The organism is Enterobacter sp. BIDMC 27 (assembly GCF_000534415.1).
GTDB classification, from domain to species: Bacteria; Pseudomonadota; Gammaproteobacteria; order Enterobacterales; family Enterobacteriaceae; genus Enterobacter; species Enterobacter hormaechei_C.
In genome coordinates this window covers 487682-508616 of record NZ_KI973178.1, presented here as the reverse complement: position 1 = coordinate 508616, position 20935 = coordinate 487682, and the positions used below count along the sequence as shown (strand labels likewise).

General features: G+C 59.1%; 22 protein-coding genes. 10 read left to right on the top strand and 12 right to left on the bottom strand.

All coding sequences use genetic code 11. The features are described from left to right. Window positions 1-177 precede the first annotated feature (177 nt). Window positions 178-612 carry a copper resistance system metallochaperone PcoE gene (gene pcoE, locus L463_RS19935; RefSeq protein ID WP_000723069.1) on the top strand — a complete coding sequence of 145 codons (435 nt, stop codon included), beginning with the start codon at window positions 178-180 and terminating at the stop codon, window positions 610-612. A gap of 430 nt (window positions 613-1042) precedes the next feature. Further along, window positions 1043-2068, top strand: a complete 1026-nt coding sequence (locus L463_RS19940; RefSeq protein ID WP_015571505.1) for a TerC/Alx family metal homeostasis membrane protein — start codon at window positions 1043-1045, stop codon at window positions 2066-2068. Between the two features lie 60 nt (window positions 2069-2128). Here L463_RS19940 and L463_RS19945 read toward each other — a convergent pair whose 3' ends face one another. From L463_RS19945 to L463_RS19955, 3 genes are all read right to left on the bottom strand, one after another. Beyond that, window positions 2129-2791 (bottom strand): HAD family hydrolase, encoded by a 663-nt coding sequence (locus L463_RS19945; protein ID WP_003861228.1) that lies wholly within the window; start codon window positions 2789-2791, stop codon window positions 2129-2131. Window positions 2792-2897: 106 nt separating this feature from the next. Then, window positions 2898-3692 (bottom strand): SDR family NAD(P)-dependent oxidoreductase, encoded by a 795-nt coding sequence (locus L463_RS19950; protein ID WP_017384097.1) that lies wholly within the window; start codon window positions 3690-3692, stop codon window positions 2898-2900. A 32-nt stretch (window positions 3693-3724) separates the two neighbouring features. Continuing rightward, window positions 3725-4606, bottom strand: a complete 882-nt coding sequence (locus tag L463_RS19955; RefSeq protein WP_023304577.1) for a LysR family transcriptional regulator — start codon at window positions 4604-4606, stop codon at window positions 3725-3727. A gap of 99 nt (window positions 4607-4705) precedes the next feature. On the opposite strand from L463_RS19955, the gene L463_RS19960 reads away from it, so the two are divergent. The 8 genes from L463_RS19960 to arnF all read left to right on the top strand — a co-directional run bounded on the left by L463_RS19960 (window position 4706) and on the right by arnF (window position 12883). After that, window positions 4706-5212: a phenolic acid decarboxylase gene (locus tag L463_RS19960; protein ID WP_017384099.1), complete on the top strand. Its 507-nt coding sequence runs from the start codon at window positions 4706-4708 to the stop codon at window positions 5210-5212. A 325-nt stretch (window positions 5213-5537) separates the two neighbouring features. Next, window positions 5538-6677, top strand: coding sequence for a UDP-4-amino-4-deoxy-L-arabinose aminotransferase (arnB, locus tag L463_RS19965; RefSeq protein WP_032104186.1), 1140 nt, complete (start codon window positions 5538-5540; stop codon window positions 6675-6677). 1 nt (window position 6678) lies between these two features. Further along, window positions 6679-7662, top strand: a complete 984-nt coding sequence (arnC, locus tag L463_RS19970; RefSeq protein ID WP_017693824.1) for an undecaprenyl-phosphate 4-deoxy-4-formamido-L-arabinose transferase — start codon at window positions 6679-6681, stop codon at window positions 7660-7662. Then, on the top strand, window positions 7659-9641 hold the full coding sequence (arnA, locus tag L463_RS19975; protein WP_015571500.1) for a bifunctional UDP-4-amino-4-deoxy-L-arabinose formyltransferase/UDP-glucuronic acid oxidase ArnA: 1983 nt from the start codon (window positions 7659-7661) through the stop codon (window positions 9639-9641). Before arnC ends, arnA begins: the two co-directional genes overlap by 4 nt. Further along, entirely contained in the window at window positions 9638-10540 is a 903-nt protein-coding gene (gene arnD, locus L463_RS19980; RefSeq protein ID WP_032104187.1) for a 4-deoxy-4-formamido-L-arabinose-phosphoundecaprenol deformylase, read from the top strand. The genes arnA and arnD overlap by 4 nt, the downstream gene beginning before the upstream one ends. Then, window positions 10537-12180: a lipid IV(A) 4-amino-4-deoxy-L-arabinosyltransferase gene (arnT, locus tag L463_RS19985; protein WP_032673073.1), complete on the top strand. Its 1644-nt coding sequence runs from the start codon at window positions 10537-10539 to the stop codon at window positions 12178-12180. Before arnD ends, arnT begins: the two co-directional genes overlap by 4 nt. Next, window positions 12180-12503 carry a 4-amino-4-deoxy-L-arabinose-phosphoundecaprenol flippase subunit ArnE gene (gene arnE / locus L463_RS19990; protein WP_015571497.1) on the top strand — a complete coding sequence of 108 codons (324 nt, stop codon included), beginning with the start codon at window positions 12180-12182 and terminating at the stop codon, window positions 12501-12503. Before arnT ends, arnE begins: the two co-directional genes overlap by 1 nt. Then, window positions 12500-12883: a 4-amino-4-deoxy-L-arabinose-phosphoundecaprenol flippase subunit ArnF gene (arnF, locus tag L463_RS19995; RefSeq protein WP_017693827.1), complete on the top strand. Its 384-nt coding sequence runs from the start codon at window positions 12500-12502 to the stop codon at window positions 12881-12883. Before arnE ends, arnF begins: the two co-directional genes overlap by 4 nt. Here the strand turns inward: arnF and acpT are convergent. The 9 genes from acpT to L463_RS20040 are packed head-to-tail and all read right to left on the bottom strand — an operon-like array spanning window position 12855 to window position 20932. After that, window positions 12855-13448 (bottom strand): 4'-phosphopantetheinyl transferase AcpT, encoded by a 594-nt coding sequence (acpT, locus tag L463_RS20000; protein WP_015571496.1) that lies wholly within the window; start codon window positions 13446-13448, stop codon window positions 12855-12857. The two genes, arnF and acpT, sit on opposite strands and share 29 nt — an antisense overlap. A 2-nt stretch (window positions 13449-13450) precedes the next feature. Beyond that, complete coding sequence (locus L463_RS20005) at window positions 13451-14680, bottom strand: beta-ketoacyl-ACP synthase (RefSeq protein WP_032104189.1); 1230 nt, start codon at window positions 14678-14680, stop codon at window positions 13451-13453. After that, window positions 14677-15408, bottom strand: a complete 732-nt coding sequence (locus L463_RS20010; protein WP_032104190.1) for a 3-ketoacyl-ACP reductase FabG2 — start codon at window positions 15406-15408, stop codon at window positions 14677-14679. The genes L463_RS20005 and L463_RS20010 overlap by 4 nt, the downstream gene beginning before the upstream one ends. Continuing rightward, window positions 15402-15878: a hotdog family protein gene (locus L463_RS20015; protein WP_100160639.1), complete on the bottom strand. Its 477-nt coding sequence runs from the start codon at window positions 15876-15878 to the stop codon at window positions 15402-15404. Before L463_RS20015 ends, L463_RS20010 begins: the two co-directional genes overlap by 7 nt. Beyond that, window positions 15875-17041 (bottom strand): beta-ketoacyl-[acyl-carrier-protein] synthase family protein, encoded by a 1167-nt coding sequence (locus L463_RS20020; RefSeq protein WP_017384110.1) that lies wholly within the window; start codon window positions 17039-17041, stop codon window positions 15875-15877. The genes L463_RS20015 and L463_RS20020 overlap by 4 nt, the downstream gene beginning before the upstream one ends. A 1-nt stretch (window position 17042) precedes the next feature. After that, window positions 17043-17621, bottom strand: a complete 579-nt coding sequence (locus L463_RS20025; protein WP_032104191.1) for a DUF3261 domain-containing protein — start codon at window positions 17619-17621, stop codon at window positions 17043-17045. Continuing rightward, a complete protein-coding gene (locus L463_RS20030) occupies window positions 17618-19939 on the bottom strand; it encodes an MMPL family transporter (protein WP_032104192.1) in 2322 nt (773 codons plus the stop codon). Before L463_RS20030 ends, L463_RS20025 begins: the two co-directional genes overlap by 4 nt. Continuing rightward, on the bottom strand, window positions 19908-20513 hold the full coding sequence (locus L463_RS20035; RefSeq protein WP_015571489.1) for an outer membrane lipoprotein carrier protein LolA: 606 nt from the start codon (window positions 20511-20513) through the stop codon (window positions 19908-19910). Before L463_RS20035 ends, L463_RS20030 begins: the two co-directional genes overlap by 32 nt. Next, window positions 20510-20932, bottom strand: a complete 423-nt coding sequence (locus L463_RS20040) for an acyl-CoA thioesterase (protein ID WP_006812302.1) — start codon at window positions 20930-20932, stop codon at window positions 20510-20512. Before L463_RS20040 ends, L463_RS20035 begins: the two co-directional genes overlap by 4 nt. Between the last annotated feature and the right edge of the window lie 3 nt (window positions 20933-20935).

Below are 20935 nucleotides of genomic sequence, written 5' to 3'. Positions count from 1 at the left end.
CATCATTCAGTCACGCGATAAACAGAGGCGGTTTTTTATAATTATTCATAAATCAGGAGCAGCGTGATAACACAATCACCTGGTTCCTGGAGTGATGATTAACCCGCCCTGAGATCAACTGCTTTCTCTGTTATAAGCCATTGATTGTTTGGGTATGTAAACACCGGAGACCCAACCATGAAAAAGATTCTCGTATCATTTGTTGCCATTATGGCTGCCGCTTCATCTGCCATGGCTGCAGAGACAATGAACATGCATGACCAGGTAAATAATGCACAGGCACCTGCCCACCAGATGCAGTCATCTGCTGAAAAAAGTGCAATTCAGGGAGACAGCATGACAATGATGGATATGAGCAGTCACGATCAGGCCGCAATGTCCCATGACATGATGCAAAACAGCAATTCTGCTGCCCACCAGGACATGGCTGAAATGCATAAAAAAATGATGAAAGCTAAACCCGGAGCTACCAACGAAACAGCAAAGTCATTTTCTGAAATGAGCGAGCATGAGAAGGCCGCAGCTGTACATGAGAAGGCGAATAATGGTCAGTCTTCCGTTGTTCACCAGCAGCAGGCTGATAAGCATCGCAGTCAGATCACCCAGAATTAACCCGCAGCTCCACTTGTTAGACCCTCATTTGACGCCGAAGTCACTGGCTTACGCTCCCGTCCGGGAGCGTTTTTTTTTCCCATATATCAAACTTTAACTCTGAAGAGGTGGAAGTATCTGACCAACACTGTCACGTAACGCCAGATAACTACAAAAACACCTTTTTCCTCCTGTAAATTGCAGTTCCTGCAAGAACATCAAGGCATAATGTTGGAACAGCGTGTGATACACACTTAGCATCATGTTTTGTATGTGTTTTTTTTAAAACTTTACAACTTTAAAGTCTTTTTCAGGTTAAAGGATACAACTTTAATGTCTCTACACAGCTGAAAAGAACGGTTAATATTTATTTTTTTAGCGTGCTGCGTCCTTATCGGGTCCACGCTTTTTATTGTGTGCATGGTGTTTTGTCTTCTTAAAAGGGTTGTCTATGTCTGCTGCTCATCTCGGTTTCCCGACGGAAACCGTTGTTGTCTTCGTGGTGATGGCCGTTGGGGCGATGTTTATCGACCTCTTCATGCACCGTCACGATAAACCGATCTCGCTGAAAAGCGCGGTCATGTGGTCCATCTTCTGGGTCATGATGGCGATGGCCTTCGCCGGATTCTTATACGTGCACCACGGCGCGGAGATGGCCAGTCTGTTCCTGACCGGCTATGCGCTGGAAGAGGTGCTCTCCGTCGACAACCTGTTTGTGATGATGGCGATCTTCGCCTGGTTTGGCGTGCCGGATAGATATCGTCACCGCGTGCTCTACTGGGGCGTGCTCGGGGCGATTGTGTTCCGTGGTATTTTTGTTGCCATTGGCACCAGCCTGCTGAGCCTGGGACCGTATGTTGAGGTCATTTTTGCGCTGGTCGTCGGCTGGACGGCGGTGATGATGCTGAAACGCAATGAAGAGAGCGATGAAGTAGAAGATTACTCCAACCATCTGGCGTACCGCCTGGTGAAACGCTTCTACCCGGTGTGGCCAAAAATCAGCAGCCATGCGTTTATCCTGACCCAGAAAGAGGTGGATGCCGAACTGGAGAAACCTGAAAACAAGGATGTGATGGTAGGCCGCGTGAAGAAGGCGAAGCGCTACGCGACGCCGCTGCTGCTCTGCGTCGCGGTGGTGGAGCTGTCCGACGTGATGTTCGCCTTCGATTCCGTACCCGCAATCATTGCCGTCAGCCGTGAGCCGCTGATCATCTACAGCGCCATGATGTTCGCGATCCTCGGCCTGCGTACCCTCTACTTCGTGCTGGAAGCGCTGAAGCAGTATCTGGTGCATCTGGAGAAAGCGGTAGTGTTACTGCTGTTCTTCGTGGCGTTCAAGCTGGGGCTGAATGCGACCGACCACTTCTGGCATCACGGTTATAACATCGGCGCCACGGCAAGCCTGTTTGTGGTGCTGGGGGTACTGGCGCTGGGGATTATTGCGAGCGTGATGTTCCCGGGAAAACGTGAGGCCTGATGTACCGCTTTTCTCCCTCTCCCTGTGGGAGAGGGCCGGGGTGAGGGCACCGGGCCGCACCTAACCCTTAATTGGTGAATTTCGGCGCTTGCTCGGATGATGAAAATGCCGCCAGTGCGGATCCTGCGCCGCCGCCAGCAACTCGTGGTCGCCACGCGTGTCGCCCCAGGCGCGCAGGTGATACGCGTTCAAATCCCCATACACCTTCTCCAGCCTCGCCACCTTCTGGGCACAACGGCAGTTGTGGCCGGTGATCCGCCCGGTCAGCTTGCCGTCTTTCACTTCCAGCTGCGTGCCAATCAGCTTAATGCCGAGCTTATCGGCCCACGGCTGCAATACCAGCGCCGGGGAAGCAGAGCAAATCGTCACTTCCGCACCGGAATTGACCTCGTTGGCGACGGCCAGCACACCTTCCGGGCGCATCAGCTTGTTCCAGTATTTTTCACAGAAGGCTTCCGCCTGCTGACGTAACCAGTGCTCATCCACCCCCGTCAGGAAGGTTTTGATCAACACCTCTTTCAGCTCATCTCGCGTCAGCTTGCGGCGCACACAGTGCAGCGTAGGCAGGGCCATGCGCACCAGTCGGCCAGCAAAGTAGCGCTTGCCAAAGGCAAAGCGCAGGAACGGGATAAAACTGTCGTGGTGCGTCAACGTACCATCAAAGTCAAAGACAGAGAGCACGCTGGACTTCGCCACGGCTTCGTCGGCAATCATATTGGTCATAAATACGTCTTAGCTGAAATACACATTCTGTTCACTAGTTTACCTGCTTTACCTTCACAGTCCTTATATCAGGTCGCATTTTTTCCTGAACCTGTGGCCTGACGGGTCAAACAATGTCATCCACCACGCCGCCGTCAACGCGCAGCGCCGCGCCGGAAGTCGCGGAGGCCTGCATGGAACAGACATATACCACCATATTTGCCACTTCTTCCACCGTGGCGGCGCGCTGGATCACCGAGCTGGGGCGATTCGCCATCACGAACTCTTTCGCCAGCTGTTCCAGCGATTTACCGGTTCTTTCGATCTCGTCTTTCATCATCGCGGCAAAACCGTCCGACATTGTCGGGCCCGGCAGCACGCTGTTCACCGTCACGCCACTGCCTGCCACGAACTTCGCCAGACCGCGCGCCAGCGAGAGCTGGGCGGTTTTTGTCACGCCATAGTGGATCATATCCGCAGGAATATTGCATGCCGATTCCGACGAGATAAACACTACCCGACCCCAGCCCTTTTGTACCATGCCGGGCAGCAGGGCACGAGAGAGGCGCACGCCGGACATCACGTTGGTCTGCCAGTAGCGTTCCCAGGTCTCGTCGTCGGTGGAATAAAAATCCTGCTGGCCATAGATCCCGGCGTTATTCACCAGAATATCGACGTGCGAGGCGACCCTGAGCAGTTCGTCAACGCCCTCCTGCGAGCTCAGATCGGCGATGGCGGCACGGACCTGTACGCCAGGCACCACCTGCTGTAGCGCCTGAATGCCTTTGTTCACCGAGTCGACGCTGCGCCCGTTCACGATCACTTCCGCACCGCTCTCCGCCAGCCCGCGGGCGATGGCAAACCCAATACCGCCGGTGGACGCGGTCACCAGCGCTACTTTCCCCGTTAAATCAATTTTCATCATTCGCTCCTTGTCATCTTATGGTTCAAAACTTAAAGCGTAGCAGTTGACGATGACGGCTCCTGTTTAAAAAGGCGCAACAGCGTCTCAACCTGCTCGTCCAGCGGGCTGAGGGAGCGTTTGACGATGAGGTGCAGCGGCGTGGCGCGACGTACGCCGTGGCTGAGCGGCAGCGTTTTAAGGATGCCCTGCTGGAGCGGGGTCTGAATGCGTTCTTCCGGTAACCAGCCGTATCCAACCTGATACATCACCGCTTCGATCGCGGCATCGATGGTGGAGAAGGTCCACGACTCCCCGGTAGAGTGAGCGGTGGGCTGGCTGTCTGCGATCTGAATGCGCGGCCACGGTCGTAGCATCTCGTCGTTAAGCGGTGTATCCAGCGCAAACAGCGGGTGAGCGTGATGCGCGACGGCAACAAAATCGATATTCATCAGCCATTCCCCCAGGCCGGTAATGTCCTGGCGGCGGGTTAAGACCATCACGTCGGCTTCATCATTGAGCGCATCCGCGCGGCTGTTTTCCAGCACCTCGGTAAGCCGCACCTGCGTTTGCGGGTACAGCTGCTGAAACTGGCGCAAAATCGCGAACAGCCGGCTGCGCGGAAAAATACTGTCTACCATCAGGTCGATACGGGTTCGCATCCCGCTGCGCAGGGTCGCAGCGCGCGTTTCAACATAGGCGAAGGCTTTCAGCAGCGGTTTAACCTGATTCAGCAACAGCTCACCCGCCGGTGTCAGCACGGCACGCCGTCCCTCTGTCATCAGGAGCGCCACGCCCAGCCGTTCCTGCAAAAGCGACAGGTTATAGCTGACCGAGGACTGGCTGCGGTGGGTCTCTTCCGCCGCCTTAGCGAAGCTGCCCGCCTCGATGACTCTCTCCAGCAAGGCCCATTGTTCGAGCGTCGTCTTGTGCATAATTAATCTAAATTTTGGATGAATTTGATTCAAACATAGCGTTATTCATTCATTTTTTGAAGGGGTACGATCGTCTCATCAAAACAAAGGAGACATCTTATGAGCACCTTCGATAAACATGATTTAAGCGGCTTCGTCGGTAAACATCTGGTATATACCTACGATAATGGCTGGAACTACGAAATTTACGTTAAAAACGAAAACACCCTGGACTACCGTATTCACAGTGGTCTGGTGGGCAACCGTTGGGTGAAAGATCAGCAGGCCTACATTGTCCGTGTTGGGGAGAGCATCTATAAAATTTCCTGGACGGAGCCAACCGGTACCGACGTGAGCCTGATCGTGAACCTGGGAGACAGCCTGTTCCACGGCACCATCTTCTTCCCGCGCTGGGTCATGAATAATCCGGAAAAAACCGTCTGCTTCCAGAACGATCACATTCCACTGATGAATAGCTACCGTGATGCCGGGCCAGCGTATCCAACCGAAGTGATTGATGAATTTGCCACCATCACCTTCGTGCGCGACTGCGGTGCGAATGACGACAGCGTTATTGCGTGCGCGGCCAGCGAGTTGCCAAAAAACTTTCCTGATAATTTAAAATAAGCGCGACAATTAACTAAAAAGAAAAGTTCCCGACTCATTTCATATTTATTGGAAATGGTCGGGGATTTTTTTTATTTGTTGATGTTTGGTTTAGATAATTGACTTTAATACGGTGAGCGGAATCACATAATAAATAATTCATAATTACTTAACCTATTGTTTAATAATAAATTTATATCAATTCATTCCTCCTTTTTATCACCATCTTAATTTTTCCCTAAGAAATGAACGTTACCTTGAGATGAGTTTATGGTTCGTTGAAATAAACGCATCGGCATTTGGTTAATATCAAAAAGTTGCCATGCATAACTCAAGGAAATTAATAATGCGTGATTTTTTGCCTTTTTCCCGGCCCTCAATGGGCGCGGAGGAAATCGCCGCGGTCCAGGAGGTAGTAACCTCCGGCTGGATCACCACCGGGCCGAAAAATCAGATGCTTGAAGAGGCGTTCTGTACGCTGACGGGAAACCGTCATGCGATTGCCGTCTCCTCTGCCACGGCGGGGATGCACGTCACCCTGATGGCGATGGGGATTGGTCCCGGCGATGAGGTGATTACGCCCTCCCTGACCTGGGTATCGACGCTGAATATGATCGTGCTGCTGGGTGCCATACCGGTGATGATCGACGTCGACAGAGACACGCTGATGGTGACGCCTGAAGCGGTCGACGCCGCCGTTACGCCTCGCACCAAAGCCATTGTGCCGGTTCATTATGCGGGCGCGCCGTGCGATATTGACGCCATCCGCGCCGTCGGTGAACGTCACGGTATTCCTGTCATTGAAGACGCGGCCCATGCCGCCGGAACGTACTACCACAGCCGTCATGTAGGCTGGCGGGGCACCGCAATATTCTCCTTCCACGCCATCAAAAACATGACCTGCGCCGAAGGTGGGCTGGTGGTGACGGATGACGAGCAGCTGGCGCAAAACATCCGTAGCCTGAAGTTCCACGGTCTGGGCGTTGATGCCTATGACCGCCAGACCCATGGCCGCGCGCCGCAGGCCGAGGTCATCACCCCGGGTTTTAAATACAACCTCGCGGATATCAACGCCGCGCTGGCGCTGGTGCAGCTCGGCAAGCTGGGCGAAGCCAACAGGCGCCGTCGCGACATTGCCGACCGCTACCTGCTTGAACTCTCGGATACCCCTTTCCAGCCGCTGTGCATTCCGTCATGGCCGCATCTGCACGCCTGGCACCTGTTTATAATTCGCGTGGATGAGGCCCGGTGCGGCCTCTCGCGCGATGCCCTGATGGCCGCGCTGAAGGAGCAGGGCATCGGTACGGGCCTGCATTTCCGTGCGGCACATACGCAAAAATACTACCGCGAGCGTTTCCCTGATGTGTCGCTGCCGAACACCGAATGGAACAGCGCGCGTATTTGTTCTCTCCCTCTTTTCCCGGACATGACCCATGACGACACAACCCGCGTCATTACCGCGCTCCATCAGCTTGCAGGACATTGATATGTTCAGTGCGCCGCCTGTACAAAAAGTTTCCGTGGTGATCCCGGTCTATAACGAGCAGGAGAGCCTGCCGGAACTGATCCGCCGCACGACTGCCGCCTGCGAGACGCTCGGCAAAGCTTATGAAATTCTGCTGGTGGACGACGGCAGCAGCGACGATTCCGCGCGGATGCTGACCGACGCCGCGCAGGCGGAGGGCAGCCACATTGTTGCCGTACTGCTCAACCGTAACTACGGCCAGCACTCGGCAATCATGGCCGGTTTCAGCCACGTGACGGGCGATCTGGTGATTACCCTGGATGCTGATCTGCAAAACCCGCCGGAAGAGATCCCGCGTCTGGTCGCCAAAGCCGACGAAGGCTACGACGTGGTCGGCACCGTGCGGCAAAACCGCCAGGACAGCCTGTTCCGTAAGCTGGCGTCTCGCACCATCAACCGTCTGATCCAGCGCACCACCGGTAAAGCGATGGGCGACTACGGCTGCATGCTGCGCGCCTATCGCCGCCACATCGTCGACGCCATGCTGCACTGCCACGAGCGCAGCACCTTCATTCCGATTCTGGCGAACACCTTTGCCCGTAAAGCGACGGAGATCCCGGTGCTGCACGCCGAGCGCGAGCACGGGGAGTCAAAATACAGCTTCATGCGTCTCATCAACCTGATGTACGACCTGATCACCTGCCTGACCACCACGCCACTGCGCCTGTTGAGCGTGTTCGGCAGCGTTATCGCGCTGGCCGGGTTTGCGCTTTCCGTTCTGCTGGTCGTTCTGCGGCTGGTCTTTGGTCCCCAGTGGGCGGCGGAAGGGGTCTTTATGCTGTTTGCCGTGCTGTTCACGTTCATTGGCGCCCAGTTCATCGGTATGGGTCTGCTGGGTGAGTACATTGGCCGTATTTACAACGATGTTCGCGCGCGTCCGCGCTATTTTATTCAACGTGTTGTCCGTCAGGAGCACCTGGCATCTCAAGAGGAAAACCACCCATGAAAACCGTCGTCTTTGCCTATCACGATATGGGTTGCACGGGCACGCAAGCCTTGCTGGACGCAGGCTTCGACATTACCGCCATCTTCACCCATCCGGATGTTGCCGGGGAAAACCACTTCTTCGGCTCGGTGGCGCGTATTGCGGCTGAACACGGTATTCCGGTTTACGCCCCGGACGATGTGAACCATCCGCTGTGGGTGGATCGCATTCAGAAACTCGCGCCGGACGTGATTTTCTCTTTCTACTACCGCAATCTGCTTTGCGACGACATCCTGAGCGTGGCGACAAAAGGCGCATTTAACCTGCACGGCTCGCTGCTGCCTGCCTACCGTGGCCGTGCGCCGCTGAACTGGGCGCTGGTTAACGGTGAAACGGAAACCGGCGTAACGCTGCACAAAATGGTACGCCGTGCCGATGCGGGCGGTATCGTGGCACAGCTGAAAGTGGGCATTGGCGCTGATGAAACGGCGCTGGAGCTGCACCACAAGCTCTGCATCGCCGCGCAAAGCCTGCTTCGCGACGCGCTGCCGACGATCCGTCAGGGGACTTTTACCGAAACCGCGCAGGACGAAAGCAAGGCAAGCAGTTTTGGTCGCCGCACGCCGGAGGACGGGCGACTGGACTGGGCGAAACCGGCGCGTCAGCTGCATAACCTGGTGCGCGCCGTGACCGACCCGTGGCCGGGCGCGTACAGCTTCGCCGGGGTCAGTAAATTTATCGTCTGGAAATCCCGCGTGCGTGAGGACATTCCGGCGGCAAAACCGGGCACCGTCATCTCCGTCTCTCCGCTGATTGTGAGCTGCGGCGAGCAGGCGCTGGAGATCGTCACCGGACAAACGGATAACGGGCTGTACGTGCAGGGGGCGCAGCTGGCGCAGTCTCTTGGGCTGGTGGCGGGGGCGCTGATCACCAGCGCGCCGGTGGTGGCGATCAAACGCCGCACGCGCGTCTTAATCCTCGGCGTGAACGGGTTTATCGGTAACCATCTGACCGAACGGCTGCTGGAAGACGACAATTACGAGATCTACGGTCTCGATATCGGATCCGATGCGATCGGTCGATTCCTCACTAATCCCCGTTTCCACTTCGTTGAAGGGGACATCAGCATCCATTCCGAATGGATCGAGTACCACATCAAAAAATGTGACGTGGTGCTGCCGCTGGTGGCGATTGCCACCCCGATTGAATACACCCGTAACCCGCTGCGCGTGTTCGAACTCGATTTCGAAGAGAACCTGAAGATTATCCGCGACTGCGTGAAATACGATAAGCGCATCATCTTCCCGTCGACGTCGGAAGTGTACGGCATGTGTACCGACAATAACTTCGATGAAGACACCTCCAGTCTGGTGGTCGGGCCGATTAACAAGCAGCGCTGGATCTACTCCGTCTCCAAACAGCTGCTGGACCGCGTGATCTGGGCATACGGTGAGAAAGAGGGGCTACGCTTTACCCTGTTCCGCCCGTTTAACTGGATGGGGCCGCGCCTGGACAACCTGAACGCAGCGCGTATCGGCAGCTCCCGCGCTATCACCCAGCTGATCCTCAACCTGGTGGAAGGTTCGCCCATTAAGCTGATTGAAGGTGGCAAACAGAAACGTTGCTTCACCGATATCAGCGACGGTATTGAAGCGCTGTTCCGCATCATCGAAAACAAAGACGGCCGCTGTAACGGAGAGATCATCAACATCGGTAACCCGGACAACGAAGCGAGCATCCGCGAGCTGGCGGAAATGCTGCTGGCAAGCTTTGAACGTCACCCGCTGCGCAGCCAGTTCCCGCCGTTTGCCGGTTTCCGCGAAGTGGAGAGCAGCAGCTACTACGGCAAGGGTTATCAGGACGTTGAGCACCGCAAGCCGAGCATCCGCAATGCGAAGCGCTGCCTGAACTGGACGCCGACGGTGAAGATGGAGCAGACCATTGATGAAACGCTCGACTTCTTCCTGCGCACCGTGGAGCTGTCGGAACAGGCATCATGAAAAAGGTCGGTTTACGCATTGACGTCGACACCTTTCGCGGCACGCGCGAGGGTGTGCCGCGGCTGCTGGAGTTGCTGAGCAAGCACGACGTGCGTGCCAGCATTTTCTTCAGCGTCGGGCCAGACAACATGGGGCGTCACCTGTGGCGCCTGGTTAAACCGGCCTTTCTGTTCAAAATGCTGCGCTCGCGCGCTGCATCGCTCTACGGCTGGGATATCCTGCTGGCCGGAACCGCATGGCCCGGCAGGCGCATCGGCGCGGAAAATGAAGCGATCATCTGCAAGGCCGCGCAGCATCATGAAGTGGGGCTGCACGCCTGGGATCACCATGCCTGGCAGGCCTGGGCGGGCGTGTGGGATATCCCCCGCCTGGCGCGTGAGGTTGAGCGCGGCGTGCTGGAGCTGGAAGCCATTACCGGCCAGCCTGTGCGCTGTTCCGCCGTGGCGGGATGGCGGGCCGACCAGCGCGTGGTGAAGGCCAAAGAACACTTTGCCTTTCGCTACAACAGCGATTGCCGGGGCACCGGACCGTTTTTACCGCTGCTGGGGGAAAACCGAACCGGCACGGTGCAGATTCCGGTCACTCTTCCGACGTGGGATGAAGTGGTCGGGCGCGAGGTGAGTGCCGACAGGTTTAACCGTTACATTCTGGATGCGATGCACCGCGATGCCGGTACGCCGGTTTATACCATCCATGCCGAAGTGGAAGGCATTGCGTATCAGCAGGATTTTGACGCGTTGCTTGCGCTGGCGGCGCAGGAGGGCATTCAGTTCTGCCCGTTAAGCCAGCTGTTGCCGGACGATCCTGGCACGCTGCCCCTGGGAAAAATCGTCCGTCGTGAAATGGCTGGCCGGGAAGGCTGGCTTGGCTATCAACAAACCGTGAGCCCGGCACTATGAAAACAGTCCGCTATGGCCTGACGCTTCTCGCCCTGTTTGTCGTTTACTACCTCCTTCCGGTCAACCTTCGCCTGTTATGGCAGCCTGATGAAACGCGCTATGCGGAAATCAGCCGCGAAATGCTGGCCTCCGGCGATTGGGTCGTCCCGCATTTCCTCGGGCTGCGTTACTTTGAAAAACCCATTGCCGGTTACTGGGTGAACAGCATCGGGCAATGGCTATTTGGACACACCAATTTTGCCGTTCGCGCGGGGGCGATATTCTGCACCGGGCTGACGGCGCTGCTGGTGATCTGGCTGGCCTGGCATCTCTGGCAGGATAAGCGGGTGGCGATCTTCTCCGGCCTGATCTTCTTAACCCTGTTCCTGGTCTATGGCATCGGCACCTACGCCGTGCTGGATCCCATTATCACCCTCTGGCTGGTGGCGGCTATGTGCAGCTTCTGGCTGGCTTCGCAGGCGAAAACGATAGCCGGAAAAGCGGGGGGCTACATTCTGCTGGGGCTGGCCTGCGGCATGGGCGTCATGACCAAAGGCTTCCTGGCGCTGGCGGTACCGGTGATTGGCGTGCTGCCGTGGGTGATTGCGCAACGACGCTGGAAGGAGGTGCTGGTTTTCGGCTGGCTGGCGATCCTCAGCTGCGTACTTATCGTCCTGCCCTGGGGGCTGGCAATCGCTCAGCGTGAACCCGATTTCTGGCGTTACTTCTTCTGGGTGGAGCATATCCAGCGCTTTGCCCGGAGCGATGCCCAGCATAAAGCGCCGTTCTGGTACTATCTGCCGTTCCTCATCGCGGGAAGTCTGCCGTGGCTGGCGATGCTGCCGGGCTCGCTGCGCCTGGGATGGCGAGACAGAGAAAACGAGAGGGCGGGGCTTTATCTGCTGGGCTGGATAGTGATGCCGCTGCTGTTCTTCAGCATCGCCAAAGGCAAGCTGCCGACCTATATCCTGCCGTGCTTTGCGCCGCTGGCGATCCTGATGGCGCGCTACGCCTGCACCGTCGCCGAAAAAGCGTTACGTATTAACGGTGGGATCAATATCGCGTTTGGCGTGCTTGGCATGCTGGCGGCGCTGGTGGTATCGCCATGGGGGCTTGCTAAACATCCGGTCTGGACACCGGTCGAATTGTACAAAGTCTTCTGTGCCGTGGTGGCGTTTCTGGTCTGGGCCTCGGTGGGCTGGTTTACCCTTAAAAATCCGCAGCGCTGGTGGCTGGCGGCGCTTTGCCCTGCCGGACTGGCCCTGCTGGTGGGTTTTGCGATCCCGGACCGGGTAGTGGATTCTAAACAGCCGCAGTCGCTGGTGGATTCCGTTCGCGAGCCATTACAGATGAGTAAATTCGTCCTGGCGAACAACGTTGGTATAGCCTCCGGGCTGGCGTGGGAGCTTCAGCGTAATGACATCATTTTGTATGGGCAGAGCGGTGAGCTGAAATATGGCCTGGATTATCCGGACGCTAAGGGGCGTTTTGTGAGCAAAGATGATATCGCGCACTGGCTTGAAGCGCATCGTCAGCAGGGACCGGTGTCGCTGGTGATCCTGCTGTCGAAAAACGACGACCTGGCCCGCGCCGGGCTGCCAAAACCGGACAACCTGACGATTCAGGGGCGTCTGGCTTACCTGCAATATCTGCCGCAGTGATGGCCTGGATCTGGCTGGTGCTGGCAAGCCTGTTGAGCTGCGCAGGTCAACTGTGCCAGAAACAGGCGACCCGGGCAGGCGGCGGTCAGCAGGTCGCCCTGTGGCTTGGGCTGGCCCTGCTGATGCTGGGTGGCGGGATGGTTGCCTGGCTGGTGGTATTGCAGCATCTGCCCGTCGGGGTGGCGTACCCCATGCTGAGCCTTAACTTTGTCTGGGTAACGCTGGCGGCAAAAATCGTCTGGCATGAGCCTGTCCCGCTACGTCACTGGCTGGGCGTCGGGTTGATTATCGTCGGGGTTATTTTGCTGGGAGGAAGCCTGTGAACGGTGCGTGTTGGGCGTTATGCAGCGTAGTGTTAGTCAGCGTGGCGCAGCTGCTGCTGCGTCATGCGATGGTGACGCTGCCCCCGATGAGCGACGCTTTCTGGGCAGCCCTCTGGCATATAGCCCCCGGTACGGGCGCGCTGATGCTGGGGCTGACAGGCTATTGCGCCTCAATGGGCTGCTGGTATCTGGCATTGCATCGTATGGCGCTCAGCAAAGCGTATGCCTTGCTGAGCCTCAGTTACATCCTGGTGTGGAGTGCTGCAATTTTACTGCCCGGCTGGGGAGAATACTTTTCCTGGCGCGGGCTGGCGGGCGTCGGCTTGATTATACTCGGCGTGCTGGTCATTTTTATGCCGCAGAAATACCGGAGTAAGTAACCGCTTCCGCCGTTAAGGTGAAAGGCGTAGGGGTACAGACCGCCAGGCTCAGCGAGCCGAAGCGTAGCTGACTGACCGGGAGGGTCTGGGCGGTGCTGTCAATACTGACAATCTGCCACGCGCTGCCGCCACGCTGTTTGACGATCGCCTCTTTGCGCGTCCAGATGCGCCAGAATGCGGAAAGCTGCTCTTCCGGCGCTTCACGTTCCAGCTCGTCATGTTCGGTGAGGCTGAAAACGGCATTCGCCAGCGCCTGCCAGTTTTCCCGCGGGCGGATCACTTCGATATCGCAGCCCACTTCACCTTCATCGCTCATCAGCAGGGCAATGTCGTCCCCGCTGTGGCTCAGGTTAAACCACAGAGGATGGCCGTTAGCGAAGGCCGGTTTTCCCTGCTCGCCGTAAATTATCTCGGGAAGCGGTGAGGGGGATAAGGTTCTGGCGAGCAGCGTCCGGCCTGCAAGCCAGGAAGCGTGTCGTGCACCCTGAGGTGCCATGTCTGCGAGCGTTGACGCCAGCGGGTCCGCGCTAAGGGTGGAGATCTTTCCCAGTACAAACTGGTACATAGTTACGCCCAGCGTTTAATGATTATCGAGGTATTGATGCCGCCAAAGGCAAAGTTATTGCTCTGAATAAATTCGCAATCAATCGGGCGGGTTTCCCCCATAATATAATCTAAAGCGCCGCATTGCTCATCCGGTTGTCTTAAATTGAGCGTTGGCGTGAACCAGCCCTCCCGCATCATGTGCAGACTCAGCAAGGCTTCCAGCGCGCCGCAGGCACCCAGGGTATGGCCGAAATAACTCTTTAAGGAAGAGATGGGCACGCTGTCGCCGAAAATGGCGGCGGTCGCCTGACTTTCGGCGATATCCCCGCGATCGGTTGCCGTGCCGTGGGCAGAAATGTAGCCAATCTCCTGAGGGCCAAGGCCCGCCATCGCCAGCGACTGCGCCATACACACCTGCATGGTTTCACGCTGGGGCTGGGTGATGTGCGCCGCATCGCAGTTGGTGGCAAAGCCCACGATCTCGCCATAGATTGTCGCCCCGCGCGCTCTGGCGTGATCCAGCTCTTCCAGCACCAGCGTGCCCGCCCCTTCGCCAATCACCAGGCCATCGCGCTGAACGTCAAACGGCGACGGCGTGGTTTTTGGCGCGTCGTTACGCTGGCTTGTGGCAAACAGGGTATCGAAAACCGCCGCTTCCGACGGGCACAGCTCTTCCGCGCCGCCTGCCACCATCACCGTCTGGTAGCCGTGACGAATCGCTTCCCAGGCGTAGCCAATCGCCTGGCTGCCAGAGGTACAGGCGCTCGAGGTGGGGATCACCCGTCCGCGCAGGCCAAAGAACAGCCCGGTATTCACCGCCGTGGTGTGCGGCATCATCTGCACGTAGGTGGTGCCGGTGATGTTGTGGGTGTGCTTTTCGGTGAGCATAGAGGCAAACTCGCTGACCGGCCCGGTGCTGCCGGTCGACGAGCCGTAGGCGATGCCGGTCTGACCGTTGGTCAGCACCGCGTCGTCGATCAGTCCCGCCTGCTCCAGCGCCAGCTCGGTGGCGCGGGTAGAGAGCAGCGACACCCGGCCCATGGCGCGAATGCGCTTACGGGTATAGTGAGCGGGGAGAGTGAAATCTTCAATCGGCGCGGCGAGCATGGTTTGCAGGCCGTCATACGCCTGCCACTCCGTCATGGTACGCACCGCATTTTCATACTCGCGCAGACGGCGCGAGATGGTCGGCCAGTCCTCGCCGAACGCGGTGACGCCGCCCATGCCCGTAATCACTACCCGGCGGGTCATAGCATGCCTCCGTTAATCGAAATCACCTGACGCGTCACATAGCCTGCTTTATCCGACATCAGGTAACTCGCCAGCCCGGCGACCTCCTCGGCCTGGCCCATACGCTGCATCGGGATCATCGACATCGCCGCGTGCAGCGCGGCTTCGTCCATCTCGATCATGCCGGTATCGATCAGCCCCGGCGCGATGCAGTTGACGGTGATTTTGCGTTTTGCCAGCTCGGTGGCGAGCGCTTTGGTGGCGCCGATGATCCCGGCTTTCGCCGCGCTGTAGTTCACCTGCCCACGGTTGCCCATAATGCCTGACACCGACGACAGGGTGATGATCCGCCCGCCCTTGCGGGTGCCGATCATCGGCATAATGCAGGGATGAATGACGTTATAAAAACTGTCGAGATTGGTGTGGATCACGCTGTCCCAGTCATCCTCGCTGAGCGCCGGAAACGCGCCGTCGCGGGTAATACCGGCGTTACTGACCACGCCATACCACGCGCCGTGGTCAGCGATCTCCTGTTCCAGCACCGTGCGGCACTGCTCGCGGTTGCCCACGTCGAAGGTGAGTAAACGGCCCGCGCCGCCTGCCTGGACAATCGCTTCCAGCGTCTCCTGCGCGCCCGCTTCATCACGATGGTAATGCACGCCGACGGTGAAACCGTCCGCCGCAAGCTGAAGGGCGATAGCGCGGCCAATGCCTTTGCTGGCGCCGGTGACCAGTACGGATCTCATGATGGTGTTCCCTGGTTGAAAAGTGTGGTTAATTCTTCCTCGCTCGGCTGGAAGGTGTTCACGCGGCCCGTGGCGAGGGAGACACTATCCGCATGAATGGTGCACTCGAAGCTGCCAAAGCGTTCATCCTGCATCAGACGTTCGATGGTGATGATCAGCGTGCTGCCTGCGGCAAAATGCCCTGCGTCGCACACCAGCTCGCGCGCGCCCAGCACCATGCCCAGCGCACAGTGCGGCAGCCCTTTTTGCATCCGGTGCCATTCAGACCAGACGCCCACGGTCTGGGCCATCAGCTCCAGCGCAAACCAGCCAGGCAGGTTGCCGTCCGCGTCCAGGAACGGAGCCAGAACGCCCCGATCGTTCACCGTCACGCTGCAAACGGCGCGGTCATCGGTGACGTTTTCCACGCTCTCAAGCAGCAGCATCGGCGTGTCGTGAGGAAGATAATCCCCGGGAGGTAAGTAGCGCATCATACCCTCCCCAGCAGAAGGCTGGCGTTGTTGCCGCCAAACGCAAAGGAGTTTGACAGGATCGCCGGTTTATTCAGCGGTGCGCTCTGGTGCAGCAGGCCGAAGGCGGGCAGGGTGTCGTCTGGCGCGTAGCGGGAAAAATCCTGCGGCGGCAGCGGCAGGTCTCGGGTCAGGATCAGCCAGCTCAGGGCGGCCTCGGTGATCCCCGCTGCGCCCAGCGTGTGGCCGGTAAGATGTTTCGTGGAGCTGCACGGCACGCGGTCGCCAAAGAGATCGTGGATCACCTGCGCCTCAATGCGATCGTTCAGCGGCGTAGCGGTGCCGTGCAGGTTGATATAGCCGACGTCCGCCGCCGTCATGCCCGCCTCGTTCAGCGCCTGGTTGATGGCGCGGATCGCCCCTTCGCCCTGCGGATGCGGGGCGGAAATATGGTACGCATCGCTGGATTCCCCCGCGCCCAGGAGCGCAACCTCGCCCGGCTCGCGGGTCAGCACCATCAGTGCCGCCGCTTCGCCAATGGTGATCCCCCGACGGTGGCGGCCAAACGGTTCGCACAGGGTCGGGGAGAAGGACTCCAGGCTGTTGAAGCCGTTGACCGGCATGCGGCTCAGGCTGTCGGCCCCGCCGACGATGGCGACGTCCACCAGCCCGGCGTCAATCAGGCGACGACCGCTGACGATCGCCCGCGCGCTGGAGGAGCAGGCGGTTGAGATGGTATACGCCGGGCCGTCCAGCGCAAGCCAGCGGGCGAGAAAGCGCGACGGATCGCCCAGCTCCTGCTGCGGATATTGCCACTGCGGGCTGCTCTCGCCGTTCTGCGCGCGGCGCACGTACTCATCACCCTCGTCCAGCCCGGAGGTGCTGGTGCCCAGAACAACCGCCACGCGGTCGCGCCCCACGCGCGCAATGGCCGCATCGACGGCGGGCCGGATTTGCGCCAGCGCCGCCAGCAGCAGCTGGTTGTTGCGGCTGCGATGTGCAGAAAAAGACTCGGGGACAGGGGGAAGTTCACCCTCCACGCCCCCCAGCACGGCCTCGGGTAAGCCCTGTAGCCAGCCCGCACGCTGGCGCATCCCGGGGGCCACACCAGCGATCAGGTTCGCCGCTATTTCATCAGCCGAGTTGCCGAGCGCGTTGACCATGCCAACGGCAGAAAGGTAAATCATCTCAGTCACCCAGATATTGAATGGTGATGTGGTAGTGAAAAGCGTGCTGCACAATGCTAATCGGTTCGCGCCTGCCGTTACGGTTCAGGTAGACAATTTCCGTGACCAGTTTGCCCTCGGGGTTGCGCAGTTCGCGTCTGGTGTCAGTATCGTTCAGCGTCCAGCCTTTCGGCAACTGCGGCTGCCAGGCGCTGAGCGGCCAGTGGCTCAGCATCACGTCGGCCAGCACCTGGCTGGCGGGCGGCAGCTGTGGCATCACAACCGACTGCTCGGTGTGGATCCCGGTGTCGTCGTAGGTGGCGAGGAACAGGCGGATCCCGACGGAGGAGAGGCCGGCAAGCGTCACTTTATCTCCGTCGGCGTTCAGCATCACCAGCAGCGACTGGGTCTGGTCTTTAAAACTGCCGGTAAGCAACTGCTGCACGCGGATGGCAGGCGTGATGCCCGGCGGGGGCAGCGTGACGCGGATGCCGGGCTGGAGCCAGGCCTGAGGGCGCGCGTCATCGCGGTTCGTCGTATGGCTACACCCCGCCAGCAACAGGGCCATCATCACTGCCGCCAGGCGAATGAAACGGGTCATGGTAAGTTCTCTTTGTTAGACGGCATCGCCTGCGGGGCGAGCAGGAACGCGGTGAAGATACCGCTCACCAGCACAATGCCAAAGCTGCTGATGGCCTGAGTGGTGCTGAACACCAGCATCCCCAGCGTCAGCAGAGTAGTCATCATTGCGAGGGTAATCGCCAGCATGGAGGTCAGCGGCGTGCCGCGCGGGTTGCTGAAAAACAGCGTGTAGTTAATGCCAATGCCGAGGACCAGCACCAGCGCCAGCAGGGAAAACAGGTTCACCGGATGGCCCGTCATGGCCAGCGCCGCCAGCCCGCCGCCCAGCGACAGCACGGACGGCACCAGCGCCACCAGCCCTTTTCGCCAGCCGAGGCGTAGCATCGCGCCGCAGGCAATCACCGCCAGCGCCACGACCAGCAGCCCCGTCAGCAGCGAGCGGTAGAGCGCAAACAGGCTGTCGAAGCTGGCCTTACGGTCAACCCAGACGACCCCGGGATGGCGGGCGGCCAGCTCACCGAGCGCGGCGCTGTTTCTGACGCCATCGACCGGGACCAGCACACCGCTTTTGCCGTCCGGCAGCGTCAGCCACAGCAAACGCCAGCCTTCGCTGGCCGGGCTGGCGAGCCACGCTTCCACGCTGACAGGCATGGCGTTCAGGTTCGGCTCACTGGTCTTCAGCTCCGTGCTTTGCAGCATTTTCATCACCGTCGGCGCGGCGTTACGCAGAAGATGCAGATCGCTGTTCTGCCGCGCCAGCGAGTTCAGCGGCAGGGTGCGCCAGCGGGTTAATTCACCGGCTTTTTGCGCCTGCGCCAGCGCCGGGGTAAACGCCTCCAGCCGCTCCAGCGTTTCCTGAGCCGACGCGCCGTACACCACGAACCACTTCTGATCGACATTTTGCCCGGTCAGGGCGGTGATGGTTTTTTCCTGCGCCAGAATGTCCTGCGGCAGCGCCTGAAGCCGGGCGATATCGTCATCCACCCGCAGGCTGGCGATCCCGATGGCGGAGAGCAGCGCCAGCGCTACCGGCAGCCCGACAGAGAGGGGTTTACTGTCGCGCCAGGCGTTCAGCCAGCGCTGCATCATCCCTCTCAGGGGGACCGGGCGGACCGGCATGCCCCGACATAACCACGGATGCCAGAACATTACCGTCAGGCACGAGGCGCTCAACCCTGCGGCGGCGAACACCGCCATCTGACGAATGCCGGGGAAGGGGGCCAGCATCATGAAGAGATACGCCACGACGGTGGTCAGCAGCGCCAGCAGCAGCGCGTTACGTACTTTCGCCAGGCTTTGCCAGGGCGAGTGTTCCGCGCCGTGCACCATCCGCTCCGTGAGGTAGTAAATCGTATAGTCCGCCGAGATGCCGATGATGCTCATGCTCATCACCAGCGTCATCAGGTGCAGTTCACCGAACAGCAGCAGCGTCACGACCGTCCCCGCCAGCGCGCCGATGGCAATGGAGAGCAGGCTCAGCAGCAGCGGACGCACGGAGCGAAACACCGACACAATCAGCAGGATCACCCCGAGCACCGTGGCGACGCCAAGCGTGGAAATATCGTTTTTAGCCTGTTGGCTGGCGTAATCGCTGTAGAACACCGTCCCGCGCGAGAGCAGCTGCGCCTGTGGATACTGGCTTTTCAGCGTCTGCTGCAACGCGTTAAGGGTGGTCACCAGCTGGTGGGTTTGCTGCATATCAAACGATGAGCCCGCCAGCTCGCCGTGCAGCAGATACCAGTAGTTCCCGGCCGCATCTTTTGTCACCAGCCAGCCGTCCATCAGCTGCATCTTTTGGCTGTTTTTCGCCAGCGCGAGCTGCGCGCCGCGCATCAGCATCAGCGGATCGTTTTGCAGCTCCTTGCCGCTCACGCCGGAAAAGGCGGAGTAGAGCTGGGACAGGATCCACTGGGCCTGTGCTTGACCGCCGTTTTGCAGGCGGGCGCGGGTGGCCGGATCGACCAGGCCATTGCGGTGTTGCCAGAAGAAATCTCCCCAGGCCTGTTGCCCGGCGGCGTCCAGCGGACCTTTTACGACACTCAGCGCCTGGCTGCGTTGCAGCAGGGTTAACCACTGCTGCGCCACGCGCGGGTCCGGCTGTTTGCCGGGGCTGACCAGCCAGATGAGCTGGCGGTCGAGGCGCTGCATAAATCCGTCGTTGAGAGCGGGAGGGATCGCGCCGAGCGTCTGTTTCGGCAGCATGGCGAGCACGCTGCTGTTCAGCCGCGCGCCGGGCAGCAGCGACAGCAGCACGCCCAGCAGGATCAGGCATACCGCGGCCCACAGCAGCGCCGGGCGCAGGGCGTTACGGTGCGGCAAAGCGCTGGCGTTCTGCATCGGTCAGGCGGGCGGGCGTCAGTTGGTGGCGGGAGAGGGCGATATCCGTCGTGTCGCCCTGCTTATCGTTCAGGCGAATGGATTCCAGATAGATCGCGCCCTTCAAATCAAGGGTGGAGAAAATCTTGTCCAGCGGCGTGGTGACGGGCGTCAGCACCAGCGACCAGCGGCCTTCGCCCAGGTCTTTGAAATCGACGCGGAAGTTCTCTTCCAGCACCTTGCGGTCGGCCTGGAACAGCGCCCGCAGCAGATGGTTGAACTGGAACATCTGCGGGTTAGTGTCGGCGGTAATGGTCTGCGGCGACTGACCGTTGACGATCTGCACCATCCGTTTGTCATCCAGCAGCAGCGTCATCGGGAACGGCGCTTTTTGATCCCACAGCAGGCCATTGTCACGGGCGATCAGCATCTCCCCCTGCGAGCGCAGGGGCTGAGGCATGTCCTTGATCGTGCGGGTCTGTTCGAAGTGTGCGCGTACCACTGGTTGCTCCGCAAACCGCTGTTGCAGTTCATCCAGCGTGATCGCGTTCACCAGCGGGCTTACCAGCAGCGCGAGTAGCGTTATCCATTTCATGGCGCGATCCCCATGCGTTCGAACAGAATGGCCGGGCTGACAAAGCACATCTCCCGGCTTGCTTCTTCCACCGCCACTTGAATCGTGTAGCCGGTGGTGGTGCGTTTCCCGGTTTGCGCGTCGAAGATTTGATAGGCGATGCGCAGACGGTTTTCAACCTCTTCAATGTGGGCGCGGACGCGAATGCGCTGCTCGAAGGTCACCGCGTCGCGGTATTTCACCCGGGTATCCACCACCGGCCAGACGTAGCCGGACGCTTTCATCTGGCGATAGCCGTAATCAAACTGGTTGAGCAGCGCTTCGCGGGCAATCTCAAAGTAGCGGAAGTAGTTGCCGTGCCACACCACGCCCATCATATCGACATCGTGGAACGGAACGGTGATTTCAACTTCAGCCGTAAAGCGGGGATCGGTCAGCACCCT

Coding starts and splice junctions, on each gene's coding strand:
- pcoE (WP_000723069.1), top strand. CDS start 178: ATGAAAAAGATTCTCGTATCATTTGTTGCCATTATGGCTGCCGCTTCA.
- L463_RS19940 (WP_015571505.1), top strand. CDS start 1,043: ATGTCTGCTGCTCATCTCGGTTTCCCGACGGAAACCGTTGTTGTCTTC.
- L463_RS19945 (WP_003861228.1), bottom strand. CDS start 2,791: ATGACCAATATGATTGCCGACGAAGCCGTGGCGAAGTCCAGCGTGCTC.
- L463_RS19950 (WP_017384097.1), bottom strand. CDS start 3,692: ATGAAAATTGATTTAACGGGGAAAGTAGCGCTGGTGACCGCGTCCACC.
- L463_RS19955 (WP_023304577.1), bottom strand. CDS start 4,606: ATGCACAAGACGACGCTCGAACAATGGGCCTTGCTGGAGAGAGTCATC.
- L463_RS19960 (WP_017384099.1), top strand. CDS start 4,706: ATGAGCACCTTCGATAAACATGATTTAAGCGGCTTCGTCGGTAAACAT.
- arnB (WP_032104186.1), top strand. CDS start 5,538: ATGCGTGATTTTTTGCCTTTTTCCCGGCCCTCAATGGGCGCGGAGGAA.
- arnC (WP_017693824.1), top strand. CDS start 6,679: ATGTTCAGTGCGCCGCCTGTACAAAAAGTTTCCGTGGTGATCCCGGTC.
- arnA (WP_015571500.1), top strand. CDS start 7,659: ATGAAAACCGTCGTCTTTGCCTATCACGATATGGGTTGCACGGGCACG.
- arnD (WP_032104187.1), top strand. CDS start 9,638: ATGAAAAAGGTCGGTTTACGCATTGACGTCGACACCTTTCGCGGCACG.
- arnT (WP_032673073.1), top strand. CDS start 10,537: ATGAAAACAGTCCGCTATGGCCTGACGCTTCTCGCCCTGTTTGTCGTT.
- arnE (WP_015571497.1), top strand. CDS start 12,180: ATGGCCTGGATCTGGCTGGTGCTGGCAAGCCTGTTGAGCTGCGCAGGT.
- acpT (WP_015571496.1), bottom strand. CDS start 13,448: ATGTACCAGTTTGTACTGGGAAAGATCTCCACCCTTAGCGCGGACCCG.
- L463_RS20005 (WP_032104189.1), bottom strand. CDS start 14,680: ATGACCCGCCGGGTAGTGATTACGGGCATGGGCGGCGTCACCGCGTTC.
- L463_RS20015 (WP_100160639.1), bottom strand. CDS start 15,878: ATGATGCGCTACTTACCTCCCGGGGATTATCTTCCTCACGACACGCCG.
- L463_RS20020 (WP_017384110.1), bottom strand. CDS start 17,041: ATGATTTACCTTTCTGCCGTTGGCATGGTCAACGCGCTCGGCAACTCG.
- L463_RS20025 (WP_032104191.1), bottom strand. CDS start 17,621: ATGACCCGTTTCATTCGCCTGGCGGCAGTGATGATGGCCCTGTTGCTG.
- L463_RS20030 (WP_032104192.1), bottom strand. CDS start 19,939: ATGCAGAACGCCAGCGCTTTGCCGCACCGTAACGCCCTGCGCCCGGCG.
- L463_RS20035 (WP_015571489.1), bottom strand. CDS start 20,513: ATGAAATGGATAACGCTACTCGCGCTGCTGGTAAGCCCGCTGGTGAAC.